At 47.0% G+C, this 21,665-nt stretch carries 18 protein-coding genes; 3 read left to right on the top strand and 15 right to left on the bottom strand.

Translation table 11 applies throughout. The annotated features are described in order from the left end of the window. The first annotated feature begins 137 nt into the window (after positions 1–137). Positions 138–929 (top strand): SDR family oxidoreductase, encoded by a 792-nt coding sequence (locus NLX78_RS15620; RefSeq protein WP_165176566.1) that lies wholly within the window; start codon positions 138–140, stop codon positions 927–929. A 134-nt stretch (positions 930–1,063) separates the two neighbouring features. Here NLX78_RS15620 and NLX78_RS15615 read toward each other — a convergent pair whose 3' ends face one another. Continuing rightward, on the bottom strand, positions 1,064–1,846 hold the full coding sequence (locus NLX78_RS15615) for a YwaF family protein (protein WP_235307511.1): 783 nt from the start codon (positions 1,844–1,846) through the stop codon (positions 1,064–1,066). A gap of 140 nt (positions 1,847–1,986) precedes the next feature. Here NLX78_RS15615 and NLX78_RS15610 point away from each other — a divergent pair, with 140 nt between their 5' ends. After that, a complete protein-coding gene (locus tag NLX78_RS15610; protein ID WP_025723740.1) occupies positions 1,987–2,199 on the top strand; it encodes a hypothetical protein in 213 nt (70 codons plus the stop codon). 93 nt (positions 2,200–2,292) lie between these two features. Here NLX78_RS15610 and NLX78_RS15605 read toward each other — a convergent pair whose 3' ends face one another. From NLX78_RS15605 to NLX78_RS15575, 7 genes are all read right to left on the bottom strand, one after another. Continuing rightward, entirely contained in the window at positions 2,293–3,564 is a 1,272-nt protein-coding gene (locus NLX78_RS15605; protein WP_061831071.1) for a methyl-accepting chemotaxis protein, read from the bottom strand. Between the two features lie 262 nt (positions 3,565–3,826). Next, entirely contained in the window at positions 3,827–5,167 is a 1,341-nt protein-coding gene (locus NLX78_RS15600) for a hemolysin family protein (RefSeq protein ID WP_254350911.1), read from the bottom strand. 141 nt (positions 5,168–5,308) lie between these two features. Beyond that, positions 5,309–5,968: an SGNH/GDSL hydrolase family protein gene (locus NLX78_RS15595; protein WP_254329382.1), complete on the bottom strand. Its 660-nt coding sequence runs from the start codon at positions 5,966–5,968 to the stop codon at positions 5,309–5,311. 168 nt (positions 5,969–6,136) lie between these two features. Then, positions 6,137–7,054: a PD-(D/E)XK nuclease family protein gene (locus NLX78_RS15590; RefSeq protein ID WP_254350910.1), complete on the bottom strand. Its 918-nt coding sequence runs from the start codon at positions 7,052–7,054 to the stop codon at positions 6,137–6,139. Positions 7,055–7,170: 116 nt separating this feature from the next. After that, positions 7,171–8,481, bottom strand: a complete 1,311-nt coding sequence (locus NLX78_RS15585) for a galactokinase (RefSeq protein WP_254350909.1) — start codon at positions 8,479–8,481, stop codon at positions 7,171–7,173. A gap of 189 nt (positions 8,482–8,670) precedes the next feature. Next, positions 8,671–10,194 carry a copper amine oxidase N-terminal domain-containing protein gene (locus tag NLX78_RS15580; protein WP_254350908.1) on the bottom strand — a complete coding sequence of 508 codons (1,524 nt, stop codon included), beginning with the start codon at positions 10,192–10,194 and terminating at the stop codon, positions 8,671–8,673. Positions 10,195–10,295: 101 nt separating this feature from the next. Next, positions 10,296–11,960 (bottom strand): PucR family transcriptional regulator, encoded by a 1,665-nt coding sequence (locus NLX78_RS15575; RefSeq protein ID WP_254350907.1) that lies wholly within the window; start codon positions 11,958–11,960, stop codon positions 10,296–10,298. 245 nt (positions 11,961–12,205) lie between these two features. Here NLX78_RS15575 and ald point away from each other — a divergent pair, with 245 nt between their 5' ends. Continuing rightward, positions 12,206–13,336, top strand: coding sequence for an alanine dehydrogenase (gene ald / locus NLX78_RS15570; RefSeq protein WP_250267598.1), 1,131 nt, complete (start codon positions 12,206–12,208; stop codon positions 13,334–13,336). Between the two features lie 96 nt (positions 13,337–13,432). Here the strand turns inward: ald and NLX78_RS15565 are convergent, their stop codons facing one another. From NLX78_RS15565 to NLX78_RS15535, 7 genes are all read right to left on the bottom strand, one after another. Then, on the bottom strand, positions 13,433–13,969 hold the full coding sequence (locus tag NLX78_RS15565) for a mismatch-specific DNA-glycosylase (protein WP_254326603.1): 537 nt from the start codon (positions 13,967–13,969) through the stop codon (positions 13,433–13,435). A gap of 14 nt (positions 13,970–13,983) precedes the next feature. Continuing rightward, positions 13,984–14,847 (bottom strand): aldo/keto reductase, encoded by an 864-nt coding sequence (locus NLX78_RS15560; protein WP_061831062.1) that lies wholly within the window; start codon positions 14,845–14,847, stop codon positions 13,984–13,986. 13 nt (positions 14,848–14,860) lie between these two features. After that, complete coding sequence (locus NLX78_RS15555) at positions 14,861–16,102, bottom strand: WD40/YVTN/BNR-like repeat-containing protein (RefSeq protein ID WP_254350906.1); 1,242 nt, start codon at positions 16,100–16,102, stop codon at positions 14,861–14,863. 149 nt (positions 16,103–16,251) lie between these two features. Beyond that, positions 16,252–17,703: a PstS family phosphate ABC transporter substrate-binding protein gene (locus NLX78_RS15550; protein ID WP_254350905.1), complete on the bottom strand. Its 1,452-nt coding sequence runs from the start codon at positions 17,701–17,703 to the stop codon at positions 16,252–16,254. 472 nt (positions 17,704–18,175) lie between these two features. After that, positions 18,176–20,269, bottom strand: coding sequence for a DUF6449 domain-containing protein (locus tag NLX78_RS15545; protein WP_254350904.1), 2,094 nt, complete (start codon positions 20,267–20,269; stop codon positions 18,176–18,178). After that, a complete protein-coding gene (locus tag NLX78_RS15540; RefSeq protein ID WP_061831055.1) occupies positions 20,244–21,146 on the bottom strand; it encodes an ABC transporter ATP-binding protein in 903 nt (300 codons plus the stop codon). The genes NLX78_RS15545 and NLX78_RS15540 overlap by 26 nt, the downstream gene beginning before the upstream one ends. Then, positions 21,139–21,528 carry a GntR family transcriptional regulator gene (locus NLX78_RS15535; protein WP_254350903.1) on the bottom strand — a complete coding sequence of 130 codons (390 nt, stop codon included), beginning with the start codon at positions 21,526–21,528 and terminating at the stop codon, positions 21,139–21,141. The genes NLX78_RS15540 and NLX78_RS15535 overlap by 8 nt, the downstream gene beginning before the upstream one ends. Positions 21,529–21,665 lie beyond the last annotated feature (137 nt).

The raw sequence follows: 21,665 nt of genomic DNA, 5'->3' as shown, positions 1-21,665 counted from the left end.
AGTTCCTGCTGGTTCGCCTATGTTACCATATTTCGCAAATGGGATAAAATCCAGCTGTGACTGTTTCACCATCAACGTCCAGAGGTATGGAATAACGAGTCAGGTTTAGTTTATGAACGGAATGGGAGGAATAGTCAATGGCAGAGCAGAGATTGCAAGGAAAGATAGCAGTGGTCAGTGGTGGAGGTTCAGGAATTGGCAAGGCGACCGCGATCCGTTTTGCAGAACAAGGCGCCAAGGTGGTCATGCTGGATCGGACACCCAAGCATGCAGAGGAGACCAAAGCAATCATCGAGCAGGCTGGCGGCGAGGCGCTTGTACTGGAATGTGATATATCCAAGCCGGATATGATTCAGCAGGGGTTCGCTAAAGTCGTGGAAACGTACGGAAAGCTGGACATCGTCTTCGCCAACGCAGGCATTAACGGAACCATGGCCCCCATTGAAACGCTGGAGCTGGAGGAATGGGACCGCACGATGAACATTAATCTTCGTGGCACCTTTGCTACCGTTAAATATGCCGTCCCTTACCTGAAAGAACGCGGTGGCAGCATTATCATTACCAGCTCCATCAACGGTAATCGAACCTTTTCGGGTATTGGATTCTCAGCCTACGCCTCCACCAAGGCAGCTCAGGTTGCTTTTATGAAAATGGCAGCGCTGGAGCTGGCACGTTACAAAATTCGGGTCAACGCGATATGCCCGGGAGCTATCGACACGCAAATTGACGATAACACGTACCCTTCGGAAGACTTGAAGCAGGTACAAATTCCAGTCGAATTTCCGAAGGGCGGAGAGCATCCGCTAGAGGATGCCCCTGGTGAGCCAGAGCAGGTTGCCAATCTGGTCCTGTTTCTCGCCTCAGACGAGTCATCTCATGTATCGGGTACGGAAATTTATGTAGACGGCGCAGAATCACTACTGCGTTAAAGTGTCAGGGATCGTTGTATCCATGCGTACTACTGTTTAGTCATTCTTAGTAGCCTTTTTCCTGGTCATATCCTTGTGGAAAAGGCTGCTTTTATATGGCTTTACAACGCCTCTACAACCTCTCTATGTCGTCTCTATGACGACCTGTCAGCACTATGCACAGCTCCTTTACGTGAGCGGACATACAGCCTGCCTCCCGGAAGCACCTCGAACAACAGCATCAGAAGAGAAAAGAACAGGAGCGCAATGGCCTCTTCTGCCACAATATACAGAGGATATGGCCCTAAAAAATCTAATATCGACGGTGTTGACGGCTTTCCGGCCAGAAACATGTAGTTAGCTCCGAGAGCATCGTCTACGATCCACACCTTCAGCGCCAGGCCATTCAGAAAAAGCATCACTCCTCCCACACTCTTCCACGTCGGTCGGAGTCCTTCTATCCAGGTCATATACAAGGCTGCCAGAATAATAGCACTATGAGCTATGAAAAAATGGATAAAACGATAATGCGGAAATGCGTATGCCAAATTAGGCGTGAGTACGGCTTGAAGCGCCCCTCCAATTCCGGCAAAAAGGATGATCGGATATAACCAGCGGCTTCGAAAAATGAGCATCAGGATAGATAGCAGCAGTGTCACACTGCACAGTTCTAATGGCAATGAGGTCTGGATATCCCAAATATGCTGCATCACATACCAAATATTCAGAGTCACCTCTGACAGAATGAGGACTGTAATTAACAACCAGCGAATTCCCTCGCTTATAGGCTTGTTCGACCGAATCCATCCCCGAGTCAGCCACAGCATCAAAGCGCATACAATGAGTCCCAATATAGCCAACCCATGTGACGGAGTAAAAGCCTCGAACCCTTCTGGCGCGTTGGCATCGAACCAAGGCCCTGACCACGACCTATCCATAGCTAGCCCCCTTTGATCTCTTTCTCTCTTCGTTGCATTCTATTTTATACCCAATAGCCGATTATGTTCTAGCCGTGTTTCTTGCTTGTTCCATACCTTACCTTTATGATAAAAGATATTATATTCAAAGGAGAACCCTCATGGCCATTAATCGCCGTTTAATTACAGATCAGGATTTCAGCGAGGCACTGGAACGTCATCTGCGTGTCCGGGTATTTCAGGATGACCAATTGATTGGCTCTGGCGGAATCATAATCCGTTTTGACGATCAAACCATTGTCGTGCAATCCAGCGTCAGTGATCTGGCTTACCACCCCAGAAAACAATGTGAGTTTTTTGAAATTAAAAAATAGCCACTACACACCGGGGAACCATTTTGCTGCGTTTTCCGGTGTATAGCGGCTATATTTTGTTTGTATATATCATGCCTCACATGATGGTTTCTGTTATAGTTGCATTCCACGTGTTTTCATCATCAGTTTATTCGTAAGCACTTTCAAATCCTCGGAAGAAGACGAAATTTCCTGCATAATTGCTGTCTCCTCATGAGCAGCCTTATAAATTTTATGAGCTCCTTCAGAGAAGGCCCCTGACATTTGCTGAATACGATGGATCTGCTCAAAGGTTTGATCTACCCGATTCGTCTGCTCCGTCACGGCTTCTTCCATTAATCGGATGCTCTCGACAAATTCACGTACAATAGCGTTCAAACGGTTCAGCGTCTGATCCACAGAGCTTGTCCGTTCCGCCTCAGCACTGACCAATGACGTTTGCTGATGCATCAACTGCACTGTCTCTACGATTTGTGACTGGACACGGCTAACGATGGCATTTATTTGCTGCACAGACTCCGTACTTTGGGCGGCAAGTGCGCGAATTTGGTGAGCCACTACCGCAAACCCGTTCCCTTCTTCTCCCGCACGCGCCGCTTCTATGGAAGCATTCAACGCTAGCAGATGGGTCTGTTCGGCAATATCCTTCACGGTGCTTGTAATCGCTTCAATTTGGGAAGCTTCTTTTTCCAGTCGTGCAATTACCTGCTGCGAACGACCATGTGATGCTGTCAGCTCTCCCATTCCATCCATCAGGGATGAAAATACAGTCTGCGTCGAATCTACTGAATGCTCCATATGGCCTGACAGTTCCAGCATATGCCCCGATTTGCTACGCATCATTTTAAAATCGCCCAGCATTCGGTCTGCTGTTTTAATAGATTGGGCAGATGCTTGCTTTTGCTGCTCCACGCCATTCAAAATATCTTCTACCACCGAAGACATGGACTCAATTTGTGTGGTAGCCTGCACAATAGCCAAGCTCAGATTTTCCGCACTTTGCGAAGTTGTTCTGGTGCTGTACGAGATCTCATTGAACATATCTTTAATGTTCAGCATCATATGCCGAAATGCATCATACAGAACTTTGATTTCATCCTCCGAACGACGTTCAGGAATTACAACAGACAGATTCCCCGCCGAAGCTTCCTCTGCCGCCTTTGCCAACCTAACAATTGGCCGTGTGAGTAATTTTGAGATCAACCAGCCCAAAATGCCACTCCACAGGACACCCAATAACAGAATGATCGAAGTGTACACCCATTCTTGTGTACCTTGAGCCAGCCAGTCCTTGAGTACAAAAATAAAAAAAGCGCTTGTTCCATAGGTTATTGCAGAAATTGAGACAAATGCAGTAACCATTTTCGTACCTAGTGACATCTTCATGTACTGTAGCCCACCCCAAAAAACTCAAATTTGATTCCATTTTACCATAAAATTGCTACATTTCTAGTAGAATTTTTCACAGACAGATATATTTATGAGCATAAAGATACAGAGTCTTAAGTCCCCTATCCTAATTACAAAAAACAATATGTTACCAGGTAGCAGCTTGCATCTTAAAACGGACGAATCGCGCTATCACAAGCTTTACAGGCTATTCGTCACATCTTAAGCGAGCTGTTACCGACAAAGTCAATTTCCATTATTAAAAATCATTGTCATTTTTCTGTTCAACGACTGCTTTCTTAATCGCTTCAATTGTGTCTATTTGGTGACTGTTTTTTTCCAGTACGGTAAACTCCCATACACCGATGGTCAGCTTTTCTCCTTGCTGGATATCAAAACGCTCTGAAAGCATCCATCCGCCAATCGTATATACGTCCCCGGCCTCAATATCCGTCTCCAAGCGCCGATTGACCTCATGAATGAGCGCCTGTGATTTGAGTATGTAACGATGATCATCTGTTTTTGTAATGAGTGGAGTTAACGCTGCGGGGGTTTCGGTGTCGGTATAGGAAGGAATGTCTCCAACAATTTCCTCCATAATGTCCTCCAGTGTGACAAGTCCAGATGTTCCACCATATTCGTCCACCAGCACCGCTACTGGAATGCGTCGTTTTTGCATCTGAATCAGCAGATCCCGAGCCTGAACCGTCTCGATAACCTGAAGCACCGGGTGAATATAAGAAGCCATCGTCGTATTCCCTGTGCTGTGCCCACGTGCCAAATCATGCAGGGCTTCCTTGACGCGAATTATTCCGATAATACGATCCCGGTCTCCATGTTCAGCTACAGGTAGAAAATTATAAACTTTATCCTCGATCAGCTCCATGAACTCGGCCACTGTTGCCTGGTGGGAGATGGAACGGATATGGATGCGCGGTACCATAATTTCCTGCGCCGCACGGTCGTCAAAATCAAATACATTGTTCAGATACCGATATTCTGTCGGTGTAATTTCACCACTACGAAAGCCTTCAGATAACGCCAAACGAAGCTCAGCTTCACTGAGTGCTGCATCTTCTTCAGATACCTTTTTGAGCCCGAATAGACCCGTAATGACACGCGATGAACGACTGAGCACCCAATTCAGGGGATAGGTCATTTTATAAAATATCGTGATCGGACGGGCAAAAAACAATGCCATGGGTTCAGCAATCTGTATAGCGAATGTTTTCGGTACCAGCTCCCCAATGACCACCTCGAAATAGGTCAAGATCAAAAAAGCCAGCAAAAAGGAGAGCACTCCCGTCAGGCCTGCCGGAATATGAGCCAATACAAACAGGGGGTGTAGCAGATGTTCAACAGTAGATTCCCCTAGCCAGCCTAGCGCCATTGAGGTTAATGTGGTTCCGAGCTGACAAGCAGATAAATACTCGTCCAGCCGAGACAAAATGTTTTTAACGGCTTTCGCATTTTTGTTGCCTTCAGAGGCCAATTGATTGATGCGAGATACCCGCACACGAATAATGGAATACTCCGAGGCCACAAAAAACGCAGTTAATGCGATAAGTAATATAACCAGAATGATATTTATCGTTTCCATAGCCCTCTCTTGCTCCGTTTATGACGAAGCAAGAAGCACCCCCTTTGACATTCATTTTTGGATGGAACCATAACATAAGTAATGATGTCCATAATCGTGTATTACCCAAAAATGACAAGGAGTAGACTATGTATAACCCTGTTAGCGAATCGCCAGCGGACTCTTTTGCACGATATCTATCCATTGATCAGCTATCAACTGATGCCCAACTGCTGTCGGATGAACCCCATCATGCAGCCAATAGGAGGCGTCCGTCTGGGTAGCTGCTTCGTTCAACATGCTCTGGAGCGGCACAAATACGGCCCCAAATTCGTCCGCAAGCTGACGTACAATACGCTGATACCCCGTTATTTTTTCTTGCCAAATATCCCATCGCGCCTCGGTAGCTCCCGTTTTCAAAATAAACGGTTCACACAACACCAGCCCGATATCGGGCATCACTTCACGCGTTTCTTCCAGAAGGTGGCGATAGGCTCGTTCAAATCGGTCCGTCACCCCGGACGGCTCCTGCTCCACGATCCGCCAGGCATCGTTCACTCCGATTAGAATACTGAGCAGGTCTGGCTTCAGGCTAAACATGTCCTCATTCCAGCGTGCATACAAATCCGAAACTCGATCCCCCGAAATTCCCCGGTTCACAAATTCTGGCTGCGTAGTAGTCAAACGGCTCCCCAATGCACCTGCGATCAGATACACATAGCTCTGACCCAGCCAATGGTTCGCGTCCTCATTTCGTCCCCTTCCTCCGTCTGTTATAGAATCTCCCTGAAAAAGAATACGTGCGTGTTCTGTACTCGTCATCTTCCTAACTTCCTCCTTCGAATTTTCCAATAATACCCTTATCATACCTCGCATCATCTAAATTATAAAGCGGTTTCAAAATATAGAAGAATTATAGATTTGCCATATAGCCGGATTCACTAGCTTTAATTAGGGTAGGAATCCGGGGGCAAAAGCGATCAAGTCATTTCACACCGCTCGGTACTTACACACCTCACGAAAATTACAGCCTCCGCACGCTCTGCGTGAAGGCATCGGAGTGAAGAAAGACTCGGGCTTGGGGCGATTATAGTAATCGTCATCGAGACAGGACTTCATTTCCTCGATGTATCGTCCGACATTGCCAACTACCTTGTCGATATCCTCTTGCGCGGGACGATATACCTCATGCTCTCCTGTCATCAAATACTCCACACGTACCTCAATCTTTTCTAAAGGAAGCTGATAGTGCTCCTGCACATAGGAAGCATACAAAAAAAGTTGGTCGGAAAAATCGCCTTCCTTGCCTGTTTTCCAATCCACGATGACCATGTCTCCATTGTCTCTACGGTAGAGCAAATCCATTTTGACATACACTTTCGTCTCATGAAGGAGCATCGTATCCCACTTCTCCACTTCAACAATTAGGGCCTTTCCCTGTTGCAGTTCACGCCAAACCGCAGTACGGTACAAATTGTGTATCACCGCATGCTGCCGCTCCTTAATAAGGGCGATCCGTTCCGGAAGCACCTCGTCGTCGTAATAAACCTCCGCCAGCATGACTCGATTTTTCGGATCTTGTAGCCATAGCTCACGGTGTAGCGATTCCTTGTAACTGTTATTCAACATGTTCTTCATAGCTGTCTCGAGGTATGCTGTGCGCGGGATAGCCCCTTTTTCCATCCATCCACGTATGACTGATTCACACATTTGATGCGTAATATTCCCGAATAAAATATATAAGTTGCTCAGTTGCTTGAGCCGATACAACGTAACTTGCTCTTCAGTGCCCTGCGCCGAATTCCAGCCATTATGCGAGCCGTAATAATGATAATAGTATTTGCGTAAGCATTCATCGAACGTTTGAGCCCTCGATTGCGAATAGGACCAGGACGGGTATATAGCCATGACAGGCCCTCCTTCATTAAAACTATCATCTCTTTATTATAACGCAAACCCAAGCTGTATCGGCGATAAAAAGGACGAAGACTTTAACCCATGGGTTAAAGTCTTCTACTGACTGACTAGTTTGTAGACTCGCAATGAGTCCGTTCAACATGTATCAAATCACTAACATTAACAGCACCGTCCTCACGGACGTTGACAACAAGTACCGGAGTTTCCAGCATGCCGCTGATCCACTCCTTATAATCATCCACATGATCATTCGGAAGAATCGTCAAGATGACACCAGCAAAGCCACCACCATGTACTCTGCATGCACTGTTATCTATTGTCTTTAAATACATTTCTGTTAGAGCCAGTGCAACCGATACGTCTTGTTCCCCCGCAATTCCACTTCTATATACGTTTTGGAGCCATTTCCATGAGGAATTACCAGATTCGGTAACGAGCCTCAGGAAATCAGTAAAGCGCCCTTCCTCCAGTGATTTCACCTGTTCATCCACGCGTCTATTTTCTTCAAAAAAATGCAACGCCCGCAGCACTGCACGGTCTCCTGCTTTTTCCCTGACCATTTTAAGGTTGGCATATAGATCCTCCGGCAATAAGTCACGGCAAACCGAAGCGTCTAAAGACTGAGCCACTGCAAACATTTCGTTGGGCACCGCCGCATAATCGTCCGTTAAATCAGCATGATTTCCACCTGTATTTACAATAACGAGGGAATATCCGTTTTGTTCAAAATTCCAATGAACAGGATTTATAATCGGTTCCTTGGGATTTTCAAAGTCAATGGAAATCAAGCCGCCATACGCACAAGCCATCTGATCGAGCAGCCCCGACGGCTTGTTCCAATAGCCATTTTCCGCATACTGACCAATTTTGGATTTAGCAACAGCATCTAACGCTCCCTCGTTATAAAAATGATTTAATATCGTACATATCAACATTTCAAAAGAAGCGGAAGAGCTTAAACCTGAAGCAGAGAACACATTGCTTGATATATAAGCTTGGAATCCCCCGATACGGTATCCGAATTCAAGTAGACCAGCGGCAATGCCACGGATCAGCAGCATCGTACTGTCATCCTCCGGTTTTGGCGACAAGTCGGTTAAATCGATGACGTACTTCGTCTTGTAGCCTTCAGAAAAGAATGTAATTACAGACTCCTCCACTTTAGAAGCTGCAGCGATGGTATCGAGTGTAATACTGCCTGCCAGCACCTTCCCGTGATTGTGGTCTGTATGATTTCCACCAATTTCGCAGCGCCCCGGAGCACTAAACAGTTCAATATCCCCTACACCAAAATGCTCCCGATACGCCTGTATAAGTGATTCATATCGAGTCGTTTGCTCAGAGATTTGCTGTTGACCGTACATTCGGGCAAGCACCATTTGTCCCTCTCTGGAATTCAATAGTTCCATATCTTTCATCGTATATCCCCCTAATTGTATGTGTTTTGCTATGCTGGAATGATACTATCATTATCTCAATTTTCCCTGTATGAAAGTATGGCACTTTTAAAATTTGTAAGCGCTTATTTTAATCGCTTTACTGAGCATTTTACCAATATAACAAAAAAAGAACCAGCCCCTAATTGGGCCGGTTCCTTGAATTTCTTTTTAGTCGCGTTTCAGTACATATTCCCCATCATTATTACGAGTTACTGTGGCGCCAAGCGCCTCGGCAACTGGTTTGAAAGGAACATACAATGTACCATATTCATCCGTATATGGAGCTTGTGGCAGCGTCAATGTGCTTCCTTCCAATACAGCCTGTTTGGAGCCACTTTTCAGCTTAACCGTCTTACCTGTAATATCATCAATTACAGTAGTCTGTTTGGCAGCTGCATCCCATTTTAACTCGGAGCTCAGTTCGCTCGTCAGTTCACGCAATGGAATAAAGGCAGTGCCACCACGATTCTCCAAGACGTAGTAATCGTCTTTAGGATCGAAAGTTGTTTCTACTTTTGTAATTTTCAAATCATTTTTTAAAATGTTGTAGATCGGAGAATTCGCTTCAAAATTGCGCAGCGTCGCTCCCGGAGTTAATTCAGCTTGTTTATTCAAGTCAATAACACCGTTAGAAATATCCACTTTATCAGCCGTCACACTACCATTGACGTTCCATGATTGAGTTTCGGTCAGAATTGTGAAGGACTTCACCGGAAGACCGTCCACATCTGGCAAAGCAACCGTCAGGTCTGTCGCCGCTTTGCGAACATTTCCTTTTTCATCAAAATACATGTCGCTTTTCAGAACCGTGTTAGCACTCAGAACCGTTTTGATTTCAGGGGACTGTGCATACATGGTGCTAACGCCTACATCATACTGATCAACGGCCAGATCCAAATACTTTTTAACTTCGGTATAAGCCTCATTGACCATTTTTTCTTTGTTAGCACTCAGTTCCGCTGTTACTTTATCACTACCTTCAATATTCATACCGGAAGCAATCGTTTTAGTCATATCAATAGCTTGCCCGATCAGCTCTTTCAAGCCTGCTTCGTCCTTGGCCAGATTCGCCAGGAACGGTTTTACCAATGTTACCAGCTCATCACCACGAAGTTCAGCATGCAGATGGGTCAGTTTCACTTTGTCTTTCTCACCGTATACTTCCTCGGTTACAGACGTTGCAGAAATGGTAGAAGGGTTAGGCGCATGCTTGAGCATAAGTGCAGCGGCTGTTTTCGTCAGTTCTCTCACGTCTTTGGAATATACATATGGATCAAATCCAGCAGGCAGACCGCTCAAACTCTCTTGCGAGTTCAAAGATATGTAATAAGGTTTTTTGGCACCTTCCAGTTGAATAGCCAAACCTTGGCGGTCTAAAGCAAGTTCAAACGGCAAATTATACTTATCGATGTGCAATGTACCTTTGGCAGAAGCAAGTTCCTCCGATTGTACTTTGGCTTCATCCACAGTGACGGAAATCGAATTAATCAAATCTACGATTTCCTTATCTCCTTGCGTGATTCCTTCTTTTGGAGTCAATTTAAGAGAGATTTTCTCCGTTGTCTGCTGGGATTTCACATCAAGTGTTCCCAATAAACTTTTACTTACATCAAATCCACCTACTGCCTGGCAACCTGTCAAAGCTACCATTAACAGAATAAGAGGGACGGCGATCCATTTTTTTATATTCATATTAATCCCCTTTCAAAATATTTCCGTAATCTCTTCTATTATCTCAGTGTTAACACGCATTGTAAATGAGTAGAATGGAAAATAGAACTAGTTATTTAGAATCAATTTTCAGCCTGAAGCATCCGGTAAGCCAGTAGTGCCATTTCCAGGCAACGACGTTTGTCAGGGTCTGCCAGATTTCCCTCTATGATTTCATTAATTTTATCCAGCCGATTATAAAGGGTCTGTCTGTGAATGTACAAAATTCCGGCGGTATCACGCTTGGAGCCATGGGATTGAAAATAGGCATCCAGTGTATCCAAAAGCTGCATATGGTGCTCACGATCATGCGCAATCAGCTCGCCCAAATGGTCCTCTACGAACTCTTGTAGAAATGGAATGCGGGGCACCGCCTTCAACAACTGATAGATTCCGATGCTGTCGTAAAACAACCGATCCTTCATAACTGGGACGCTTCGTGCCACTTCAATGACCTCATATGCCTCTTCAAAACTGCGATCCGTCCCCGTCATGCGATGCCTTACCTTACCAAAGCCTGCATGAATGCGCACCTTATCAAGCTGTCCTGCGGCATAGTTCTGAATATATTGAACAGTATGGGCAAGCACTTTTTTCATTTGAGCTGCGGAACGCAGTGTTAATTCCTCCTTGGCACAAAGGATGTAGCATTGACTACCCTTCATCATCAGCAGGTTGTGCAACGTTTCTTTTTTCAACAATGAACGAAGCAGCACTAGCACATCCTGATTGATGGATTCCTTGCGCACCTGACTGGCATCCTTGTCCTGATGTTCTACCTCAATGACCCCTGCCCAAAATAAATACTGCCCCTTCGATAACAATCGCAGGCCCATCCGGGTCTGAGCCTGTTCTTCACTGGGAAGCTGTCCGCTCAGCACATCCTGAATCAATTCATTTTGATTACGCAGCAATCGGTCTTCAAGAAACTGTGTTCTCAGCACCAATGTAGCGGCTGCCTTGGCAGTGTAATCGAGTAGCAGCGACATTTCTTCCGTCGGCATTTCACTATGCAGTACCAAACCTACTGCGGAAAACACCTGACCGAAGCATACAACGGGCTGAAACAAGACGGCAGTGGATTCATTCAGGTGAAACAGCAGATGCCCCTCCCGATCGGCGGTCATACTAGATTCCACTTCATTGGCATAAAAATCTGCAATACGGTCCGCTAGATCCGGCTGGACGGAAGGTACGAATCGATTGGTTTCAATGGAAGACATGTAGATGACCTGCCGGGCTGCATAGTCATGAAGCACACGCAAGAGGGCGTTCATATCAGTGCTGCGCAGGGTTTCCTGCTGAAGCTGACGTGAAAATCGCTCCAGATCTTTTAGAAGTTCATGATGTCGGTTAATAAGTAGGGAATGAATATCTTGTGTAATTTCAACAAAACGCACTGGCTGCTCAAATACGATGACCGGGAAGTGATGTCGTTCCGCCAACTCCAGAATTTCAGAGGGGATTTCATGAATGCTCGTGCCCAGCTCCACACACAATCCTGCGGCTTCCGAGCGGATCAGTTGCTCCATATACTCGGCACGCTCTTCCCCCTTCCGGGTGAGCCACAGGCCGGTCGTCAAAATCAAGTCATGACGGCTCACAAACGGAGAAACATTTGTGATTTCTAGCACATGGACCCAACCCACAAGGCGATGTACGCCCTGTTCCCCCGCCGCCAGCTTCGCCCGCCGGAAAACAGGACGTATCAGCACATCCGCAATGGTAAATGTTTTTTTACCGTTCATCGGCATTCTCCTTATGCTTATGTCTTTATGTCATTTTATATGACATATATTCATCAAAAAGTCGAGCCTTTAAGTCAGATAATCCGACAAAATGTATGATGTCAAGGAGCTTCACCCCTTGTAAACTGTACCTAATCTAACATGAATTGCATTTATCGGCTTGAGTCCATGTAACTAATCGGCAGGGCTGCGCAAAAATGATAGTGTAATTTTCTTAACAATTATTTTTAGGAGAGGTGAATGAAATGAAAATTGGGGTTCCGAAAGAGATTAAAAACAATGAAAATCGTGTCGCTCTAACGCCAGCAGGTGCAGCTCAATTGATTCAACACGGACATCACGTATTTGTGGAAAGCCATGCAGGTGTTGAAAGCGGCTTTACGGATGGAGAATATGCCACTGCGGGTGCGACTCTTGTGCAGCAAGCTGCGGACGTGTGGTCCCAGGCGGATCTGATTATCAAGGTAAAAGAGCCGCTCTCCTCTGAATACGGATATTTTCGACCAGGATTGATTTTATTCACCTATCTGCATTTAGCTGCCGAGCCAGCACTGGCCCGCGCTTTAACAGACAACGGCGTAACCGCCATTTCCTATGAGACGCTAGATGTTGAAGGCAGCCTCCCGCTGCTTACTCCGATGAGTGAGGTTGCCGGTCGAATGGCTGTACAAATTGGAGCACAACTGCTGGAAAAACCAAAGGGTGGCAAAGGCATTCTGCTGGCAGGTGTGCCGGGGGTGAAACGCGGTAAAGTGACCATTATTGGCGGAGGGGTGGTCGGCACCAATGCTGCCAAGGTCGCCATCGGTCTTGGGGCAGATGTGACACTGATCGACCTGAGCCTGCAAAGACTGCGCCAACTAGACGATATTTTTGGCAATCAGCTCCATACGCTGGTATCCACCCCGTCCAACATTGCTGAAGCCGTGGCGCAAAGTGATTTGCTGATCGGTGCTGTCCTGATCACTGGTGCCAAAGCTCCGCGGCTCGTAACGGAAGCCATGGTACAGACGATGCAGCCCGGCTCTGTGATTGTGGATGTGGCCATCGACCAGGGCGGCATAGTCGAGACGATTGACCACATCACGACACACGATCAGCCTACCTATGTGAAGCATGGCGTCATTCACTATGCGGTAGCAAACATGCCGGGCGCGGTACCGCAAACCTCGACGCTCGCTCTGACGAACGCGACGCTCCCCTTTGCTCTCCAGCTCGCAGATTTGGGTGTGCAGGAGGCGCTTCGCAGAAGCAAGCCACTGCTTAGCGGCACTAATGTCCTGAACGGACATATTACCTACGAAGCGGTTGCACGTGATCTGGGATATCCTTATGTTCCCGTGGAACAGGCATGGCAGGCGAAAGCCTTACAATAGAATAGAAACAGCTCAAAGAACCACACGCTCTTCCCAGCAGGGACTGAAGCGTGTGGTTCTTTGAGTGCTAGCTGTATTCACCGTGCTTACTGCATTTCAGACGATTTCTGACGAAAGGAACGTTTGAAGATGGCGATAAATATCTGTGATTTCTTCCAGCGACATGCGCACCAGTCCACTAGACGAAGGTGCCACAAATTCATGCATCTCGGGAATGAGCGGTTCAGGCTGAAATCCCCAATTTACTTTGGATTTTTTACTGTATTCGGTGTACACGCCTTTGCCGACAAAGCAAGCAACCTTCGGGCGGTATTCCTTTAGCTTCTCGTATAGCTTCAGACGTCCTTCGGCGTATTCCTCGCGTGAAATATCCTCTACTCCCCTCGTGGGACGGGAAACAATGTTCGTAAAGCCGAAGCCCAGCTTTAGCAGCTCCCGATCTTCCGATGGATCGTACAAGCGAGGTGTCAAGCCTGCTCCCTCCAGTATGCGCCAAAATCGGTTGCGCGGATTCGCATAATGATGTCCTACCTCGCCTGATTTCAAGCTGGGATTAAAGCCGATAAATACAACGGATAATCCATAATCCAGATGATCATCTACCTCATGCAGTTCTGTCTCTCGCTCTGTCATGGGCTCCTCCTTCCTCAAACAATATCCAGCGGCTGCTTCCGCGTTGGCGGAGGAAAAACTTCGTCTATTTGTTGAAGTTGTTCAGGAGTGAGCCGAATACTTGCTGCCGCTGCATTTTCTCGTACATGCGATTCCTGCACCGCCTTCGGAATTGCCCAGACATCACCGTCCCGTATGACCCACGCGAGCGCAATTTGGGATGGAGTTATCCCGTGGCTGGCAGCAATGTCTACCATAACAGGATGCTCCAACAGCCCCCGTCGCAGGCGGCCACCTTGGGCAATCGGGCAATAGGCCATCACAGGCACTCCATGCGTACGGCTCCAAGGTAGCAGATCATATTCGATGCCCCGCGAAGCTGCGTGATACAGCACTTGGTTGACAGCGCAGGCTTCGCCTCCACTTAGGCTCCATAACTCCTCCATGTCGGACTTGTCCAGATTGGACACTCCCCAGCTGCGGATTTTGCCCTGCTCACGCAGTTTTTCCATACCTTGTATCGTCTCTTCCAGCGGAATATTCCCACGCCAATGCAACAAATACATGTCCACGTACTCCGTTCCCATTCGGGTTAGGCTCGCTTCGCACGCTTGAGCCAGTCCTTGGCGGTCCGCATGATGAGGATACGCCTTGCTAACAAGATAGACATCATCCCGGCGACCCCGAATGGCCTCTCCGACGATCTCTTCTGCGCCGCCCTCCGCATACATTTCAGCCGTGTCCACCAGCGTCATGCCCAGCTCCAAGCCAAGTTGAAGCGCGCGCACTTCTTCCTGGCGGAGTGATGCTTTTTCACCCATATGCCACGTGCCCTGCCCGATTAGCGGCACATCACGACCGTCAGTCCAGGTAATCACACTTTTCTTATGTTGGCTCATATGCATTCCCTCCTTAGGAGCCTGATGCCACAGGCTTGTCAAATACATGGCTCTGCGCCCAATGCTGTCCACCATCCGAGGTGGTATACATGACTGGGGCCTGCTCTGAATCCGAGAAAATAGCCCAGCCTTCCTTGGCATTTGCCATCCCGATTTGCTGACCACCATAACCGTCAAAGCCTTGCTTGCCATTGTTCCACGTCTTGCCGCCGTCAGTCGTCCAGCCGATGGTATTGGGCTTGTCGCACGGTGCGCAGTAGCCGCCCATCCATGCGGTATTGCTATTAACCGCATAGAGCATACCTGGTGCAGCCCCTTCATTTTTGGGAACCTGGTTGTCTTGCTGGCTAATACCTGGTGCCGGACCGCCGCCAGCAGTGGTATTCGCCAGCACAGCACGCCAGCTTTGTCCACTATCGGCAGTATGCCAAAGCGAATACGACGTCTGATTCATCCCCGTATCGCCAACCAGCTCGATCCATGCGTTGCCACGTTCTACCGAACGAATAATGGCTCCATTTAGTGGCGCCTCCGTTGTCCGTGACATGACAGTAGTCCACTTTTGGCCCCCGTTAACCGTGTGTAAAATCTGAAACGAACGGTCTGTGTCCTGCGTAACTGCCCAGCCGTTTTGCTGATCATGGTAATATGGCTGTCCTACCAAGTGGCCAGGCACGGGGAGCGAGGACCAGCTTTGCCCGCCATCCTTCGTATATTGGTTGCCACTGAACCCTTCCTTGGATGATACAAAGTGTAAAAAGCCCGCTTGCCCTTGCTCAGGTACAGTCCCGACAACCTCCCAGCGTTTGCCGCCATCGCGAGTGGCCAGCAGCGTTCCGCTATCTGCCATAACAGCCCAGGCCTGCTGCCCGTTCAAGGCAAAAATCTGCTGAACCGTACCTTGGCCCTGATATTGCACATTCCACGTCGATCCGACTGAACCGGATGCAGCCGCGTCCGTTCGGGCAATCCAGCCATTTCCGCCGATCCAGCCGGATTGGCCGTCAATCAAACGCAACGCGGTAATATTGTCCATGCGGACCTTCGCTTGAGTAGCATCTGTGGTTGCTTGTCCTCCTGTTTTCGGTGTATCTACAGTCGCTCCCGAACCATTCGCTTGTGCCGAGGCGGCACCCTTTTGCTCATTTTGAGCCGTTTGTCCTGTTTGCGAACTTGTTTGTGAGCCTGTTTCACACCCCGCTGTCACTATGGCTACGGCGAGTAAAAGCACCCAGACCGATGTTTTTTTCTTCATTTTCGTTCATCCCCTTATGTTGGTGATATACATGGCTGTGCGGGTATCGTATTCACAGCCATGTATATTCTATGTATTACCCTGCTGTCTTCGTTTCACTCTTAAGGTGAATATACGGAATGGACTGAATGCAAACCAGTGTTACAGGATTACGAGTTTACAGGAACAAAGCCACCCTTTTCGATGGCCCGGGTTCCTGCTTCGCTTTGCAGCCATTCGAGTAGTCGTTGCATCGAAGGGCTTGGTTTCTCGCCTTCCCGTGTGACCACGAACAGTTGAGCTGTGAATGGATATTGTTTCGAGCGAATGTGCTCTTTGTTCGGCTCCACTCCATCAATAGACAAAAATTTGACCTCTTGACGATTATGCATCACATTTGCAAAATAATAAAATGAATATCCGAGCGCGTTGTGATCCTTGTTAAAATCTGCGACTGCATTAATCATACCACCCATAATGCCAATTTGTAGTTCACGTGGCGGGTCAGCCATCTCATGGCCTGCCATCACTTTCTTTTGCATGTATGTCTGACTGCCTGAATTTTCTTCTCGCTGGTAAGCAATGATCGGCTGATCCTTGCCCCCTACATCATTCCAATTATGGATAGCCCCTTCATATATGCGACGAACCTGCTCCGAAGAAAGTCCCTTGACTGGATTGTCTTGATGTACGAGAAAAATAAATGCATCCCACCCAATGGGTGTGAGCTTCATTTGAATTCCCCGGCTTTTTGCCAGACGCAGTTCCTCATCGGAAGGACCGGCCACCAGGATCAGATCCGCCTTCTTTTCGATCAAATTGACATATGCCTGATGGGTCGTGTTGAATCTCAGCTCGTGCGCCGCTCGCGCCTTGCTCATTCCAGTCAGTTCATGCAGCATATCCTGCGCAAAAGGAATGGCCGCCGTAGCCCCGTCTACTACCGGAAAATCCCTCTCTGCAATGTACGGGCGTTGAGGAAGCATCAGTGTAATCGTTAGCACAATGAAGAGCGCAGCAGATATCGCGGCAACAATCCATTGCCATCTATAATCCACCTTACCATTCTTGTCGGTTAGCGCTGGATAACGATTCACCCCAACTCCTACTACCATGCCAGCTATCGGCAACAGTGCTGCCAGTAGAAACCAAACTTCACCATGCTGTGTATATGGCCCCAATACCTCCAACACAGGCTCCGCCCAAGCGTGATAGAGTGAAAAGAGCTCCCACGCCCCTCCCACTTCAGCAGGTTGGCCACCAGACCCTTGTATGCCTACAATCCACAACCACAGCCCACATAATAATGATAATAGCCCAGTCAGCATCAGCGAAAGCTTGCCCATGCTAGACATACGCGCACTCAAGGCACCATAAGCTGCAAAAATGAGACCGATAATCCATGCATATAGAAGTAATATTACAAACACAGTTGTATCTGTGACACCTTCATGCCTCAGCAGAAGCTGCACTTGGGGTGCCACAACCATACTCCAAACTACATTAAACATGACTGAAAACAATCCAAACATAAACGTACCGCCCAGCCATGGCCAAAACCATGCTATCCGCACAGACTCATCCTTTTCCGGCTTGGTTATAACTCTCTTTGGATCAGACATGTACATCCCCCTATATCTAATGAATGAAATGAGACTGTAAACCATTGCTTCTTCATTGTACAATTATGGTAAAGATTAGTATACGAGAGGAGGATAAAAATGTCCTTATCCGATCATCCGAATGAGGAGGCACTCAAGCTGCGTATGGCAAAAAAGGCCTCCCCTACGGGAAAGGCCTTTTTGGTATCGAATCTTCTTTATATCGCTCCGGCATGGATCAAAAAACGGTGCTGCTTCACGTCCCAGTACCCATCACGTTGGATATCCAAATACAGACCATACAGCTGTTCTATATATTTCTCTGGCTGAAAGTCTGCAATCTGCCATTCAATGGCTTTTAAAAATAGTAGACAAGTGCAAAATACGTCTTACCGTCCGTTGGCGAAAATGACTCATGCTTATTTAGCACAAGATCGAACCCGGCATCGCCAAACGGAGGGGAATTGTCATCCTGTATAGCTATATCGTGGGCTTAAGGAATTGCTGGTAAAGCCTTTGCAAGCTCCGGTGTCATATCTTTCGGAGTTAATAAGTAATAGCCTGTGTGGGCATCTGAACTGTATAAAGGCTTAATCTTAACTTGAAACATATAAGTGCCTTTCTCTATATTTGGAGTAAGGTTATAAGGTCTGCGCTTTTCCAGTACAGTACTCCAAAGCTTCTGATCTGTAATAGTTGTTGCTTTGTGTTTCTGTTGAATACTTCTAAATAGTTTATAGTCTTCAATATACTGATTGGGTTGGTAAGGCTCAAGCTCTTCAGTAATAATAGGAACAGCCCGTATTGAAAAAATATCCTTAGAATCAATGATGACCTTATCCGCATATCCCTTTTGTTCTAACCATTCTGTAAGCTTGTGATAGGAAGCCGGCCAATTAAATGAAAGTTCACGGTTCCATTTCGGTTCATTGGTAAAAGATGACTCTTTATTTGTAACAGAAACACTCCCCAAGGGATATCGATCTGATTGCATTTCGCTATAACTCATATTTAAAACTTCTTCTTTGAGTACAGCTTCAAATTCATGAATCTCTTTGGGTTCGCTCAAAACCACTCGTCGTTCATTGTCATCTACTGATTGGATATTGATCGTTTCTGCTCTCCCTTGCAGCTTATCCAGCTTGTATCTTACTGTTTTATAAGGCTCTGCTTCCATCACCTTAGTCAGTTCTGTCTGGAAAGGCTTCTCCGGGAATGTATAGCGGCGAGTCATGGTGGAACCATCATCCAAACGGTAGACTATGACTGCCGATTCGACGGCCAGGTTTTTGGACAACGTTTTCTCGCCAGCTGCATGTGCACGTACAAGTTCACGATGTAAATTTAGCACAGAGGCGATATAAGCCCTGTCTTGGGAGTAATAAGCTTCTGTTTGTGCATCTCCCCCTAGAGGCTCCTCTTGCCCCACATAAACCTTTTCTACGGAGTGAGCTGTTGGAATCCGTCCCTCATAACCCAACCAACCTGAAATCGGGATATACAGTACCAACCCCATGATCACACCGTAAACGACCATTTCCACCAAAGCACGAACACGCACAATTTGCCACGTCTTGCGGATGACCATCTCTACAACGATATAGCCTAAAATAGCTCCAAGTGTATAGCCAAAAATCGACCAATTTACTCCTCTTGTACCTGGATTATAAAAATAATCACCTAGTACTAGCATGGCGCATAGTATAACCCCTGCCTTGAACAAAGGCTGTAAGAAAGGAAATGCTATGGCCTGAGTCGCCTTTTCGACCAAACGTTTACGATACAAACCATAACTCAAGGCGACAAACAGCAGAGAGATACCTAAATAGGCAAGTAGCTCTATGTAGGAAAAGGCGCGCTGCGGCAAGTTCTCCACAATGCGTACAAACGGCGATAAGTTTTCCCAAACATTATTATTACTACGAAACTCCGAACCGTTAATATATTGGACAACGGTTTCTCGTACCCGCACATAACCGTATAAATTACGTTCCAGAAAACGCCCCATCATCATGAATAGAAACTGAGGCAATAGCAGCAAAACATACACTACTACGGCCTGTAGCAACGATTGTCCCACACAAGTCCCTACAAACACGGTAAAGGTAAACAGGAAAATCGTAAGGACGGATACGACCAGAGCCCACGATCCAATATCATTGATATGGAAAATATAAGGCAGTTCGATTGACGTGTTAACCCAAGCAGTTACTCCCGCAGTCAGCCACACAGGTACAAGTAAAAGAATAAGACCGCTAATGAAATGTGCCGTTAATAGATGCTCTCTACGCAAAGGTAGGCTATGATACAAATCGGATGGCCCCTGTCGCTGAACAAAACGAAGCAGCATCACGCCTGCCAGCACCGGTACGGTCATTAAAATCAATTTTTGCAATTCATTACCCGAGTTTGTGCTATCGAACAAGCTTTTTAAAACCACTTGCGGTTGTTCATCACCAATGCTCACAAACAATGGCAGCGGTACTGTAAACAGCAATCCCGCCAAGTACAATAGACCGATCCAGCCATGCTGTGTCAAGCATTGGCGAATTACGCCGCCGCTACAGAAGAATCGGTTGGATGTCATAACCTGCGTCCTCCATTTCATAAATGAAAATTTCCTCAAGCGTCAGCGGCAACAAATCGAATACATGCGGCTCATACGCTTCAATTGTCTCTGCAATCCGCTCTCGCTCACCCCGGATAATAAGCAGCAGAACACTGCCCCTCCGCTCCTTATGTACGACCGAAAGTTGGCCACAGACAGCTTCCTCATGCATGCTGTCCCGAAAAGCAACCTGCACCTTATGCGTATCAGATTTGAGGTCGTCGACCTCTTTTTCCAACAGCATCCGTCCTTGGTGCATAATGCCCACATGATCACACATGTCTTCAATCTCACGCAAATTATGAGATGAAATTACGACGGTCATCTCACGTGCAGCGGTTTCTTGGAACAAGAGATTTTTGATCATTCTGCGCATCACGGGGTCCAGACCATCAATGGGTTCATCCAAAACCAGCAGCTCAGGCATACAGCTCAAGGCAAGCAAAAAAGCGGCTTGACGCTTCATCCCTTTGGAAAATCGGTGAAGTTTGCGCTTCGGGTCCAGCTTAAAAATACCTGTTAGCTGTGTGTAGCGTTCTTCACTCCAACTTGGATAAATAGAGCGGTAAAACCGGGCCATCTGACGAATTGTCGCTTGTGGGAAGAAATAGGGAGCATCCGGCAAAAACAGAATGTGCTGCTTGACTTCAGGCTGCTCATATACCGGCTGTCCACCGATTAACACCTTGCCAACATCGGGTCGGTAAATCCCGGCAATAATTTTGAGCAAGGTCGTTTTCCCAGCTCCGTTCGAGCCCAGCAGTCCAAAAATGGAGCCCTTCTTTACCGTAAGGGCTAGCTGATCAACAGCTTTTTCTTCTGTAAATGTCTTTGTGACTTCCCTTAATTCAATCAAGGGACATCCCCCTTTCCTTTGTTTGTGTAGCTTCCACGTATATTCCGTCCACTTCCTGCTGTGTAAAACCGAAATGGACAGCTTCGATCATTTGTTTTAACAATGCCGCCCGAATCTCATCTCGCTTGATTTGTTGCGGCTGCTGCTGGGTAGGCGTGACAAAGCTGCCTTTGCCTTGAACGGAATAGATATAGCCTTCACGTTCCAGCTCACGATACGCCTTCTGAATCGTATTCGGATTCACCGTAAGTTGAGCGGACAATGCCCTTACAGAAGGCAATTGCTCATCCGGCTGAAGCGATCCGTACACGATCATTTCCTTTACCCTGTCCATAAGCTGTTCGTAGATCGGCTTGCGGCTGCGGATATCCAGCTCGAACATGGACTTCCTCCTTCCAACACTGGCTCAATTTCAATTTATATAGGTTAACTGTTCTAACTGTACTATTAACGGTAGTACAGTTAGAACAGTTTGTCAATCTTTTCTTTGGACATTTCTTACAAAAATAGCCGTGATGC

The sequence above is a fragment of the Paenibacillus sp. Lou8.1 genome (assembly GCF_024213565.1).
GTDB classification, from domain to species: domain Bacteria; phylum Bacillota; class Bacilli; order Paenibacillales; family Paenibacillaceae; genus Paenibacillus; species Paenibacillus polymyxa_B.
This window is presented reverse-complemented; position numbering and strand designations above follow the sequence as displayed.

Excerpts from the sequence above, each read along its gene's own strand:
- NLX78_RS15565 (WP_254326603.1), bottom strand. The coding sequence starts at position 13,969 with ATGACAGAGCGAGAGACAGAACTGCATGAGGTAGATGATCATCTGGAT.
- ald (WP_250267598.1), top strand. The coding sequence starts at position 12,206 with ATGAAAATTGGGGTTCCGAAAGAGATTAAAAACAATGAAAATCGTGTC.
- NLX78_RS15590 (WP_254350910.1), bottom strand. The coding sequence starts at position 7,054 with ATGGCTATATACCCGTCCTGGTCCTATTCGCAATCGAGGGCTCAAACG.
- NLX78_RS15550 (WP_254350905.1), bottom strand. The coding sequence starts at position 17,703 with ATGTCTGATCCAAAGAGAGTTATAACCAAGCCGGAAAAGGATGAGTCT.
- NLX78_RS15560 (WP_061831062.1), bottom strand. The coding sequence starts at position 14,847 with ATGAGCCAACATAAGAAAAGTGTGATTACCTGGACTGACGGTCGTGAT.
- NLX78_RS15585 (WP_254350909.1), bottom strand. The coding sequence starts at position 8,481 with ATGAAAGATATGGAACTATTGAATTCCAGAGAGGGACAAATGGTGCTT.
- NLX78_RS15620 (WP_165176566.1), top strand. The coding sequence starts at position 138 with ATGGCAGAGCAGAGATTGCAAGGAAAGATAGCAGTGGTCAGTGGTGGA.
- NLX78_RS15610 (WP_025723740.1), top strand. The coding sequence starts at position 1,987 with ATGGCCATTAATCGCCGTTTAATTACAGATCAGGATTTCAGCGAGGCA.
- NLX78_RS15600 (WP_254350911.1), bottom strand. The coding sequence starts at position 5,167 with ATGGAAACGATAAATATCATTCTGGTTATATTACTTATCGCATTAACT.
- NLX78_RS15545 (WP_254350904.1), bottom strand. The coding sequence starts at position 20,269 with ATGACATCCAACCGATTCTTCTGTAGCGGCGGCGTAATTCGCCAATGC.
- NLX78_RS15555 (WP_254350906.1), bottom strand. The coding sequence starts at position 16,102 with ATGAAGAAAAAAACATCGGTCTGGGTGCTTTTACTCGCCGTAGCCATA.
- NLX78_RS15595 (WP_254329382.1), bottom strand. The coding sequence starts at position 5,968 with ATGACGAGTACAGAACACGCACGTATTCTTTTTCAGGGAGATTCTATA.
- NLX78_RS15575 (WP_254350907.1), bottom strand. The coding sequence starts at position 11,960 with ATGAACGGTAAAAAAACATTTACCATTGCGGATGTGCTGATACGTCCT.
- NLX78_RS15580 (WP_254350908.1), bottom strand. The coding sequence starts at position 10,194 with ATGAATATAAAAAAATGGATCGCCGTCCCTCTTATTCTGTTAATGGTA.
- NLX78_RS15535 (WP_254350903.1), bottom strand. The coding sequence starts at position 21,528 with ATGTTCGAGCTGGATATCCGCAGCCGCAAGCCGATCTACGAACAGCTT.
- NLX78_RS15615 (WP_235307511.1), bottom strand. The coding sequence starts at position 1,846 with ATGGATAGGTCGTGGTCAGGGCCTTGGTTCGATGCCAACGCGCCAGAA.
- NLX78_RS15605 (WP_061831071.1), bottom strand. The coding sequence starts at position 3,564 with ATGAAGATGTCACTAGGTACGAAAATGGTTACTGCATTTGTCTCAATT.